We start from the raw sequence: 276 nt of genomic DNA on the forward strand, positions 1-276 counted from the left end.
CGAACATCGCTCGTCCACAGCATCGTCTGCCCCCATGATCGCGATGCACGGCGTGCAGAAGCACTTCGGTGATCTGCACGTCCTCAAGGACATCGAACTCGACGTTCCCAGCGGCCAGGTCGTCATCGTCCTCGGCCCCTCCGGGTCGGGTAAATCGACGTTGTGCCGCACCATCAACCGGCTCGAGCCCGTCGACGAGGGCACCATCGAGGTCGACGGCAAGGCCCTCCCCTCCGAGGGCAAGTCGCTCGCCGCCTTGCGTGCCGACGTCGGAAT

At 65.2% G+C, this 276-nt stretch carries 1 protein-coding gene; it reads left to right on the forward strand.

The window, feature by feature from the left end; translation table 11 throughout:
* Window positions 1–34: 34 nt before the first annotated feature.
* On the forward strand, window positions 35–276 hold a 242-nt coding region (locus tag ACZ267_RS12895; protein WP_463680346.1), incomplete at its 3' end, for an ATP-binding cassette domain-containing protein.

It is taken from the genome of Staphylococcus sp. AC872, assembly GCF_979255425.1.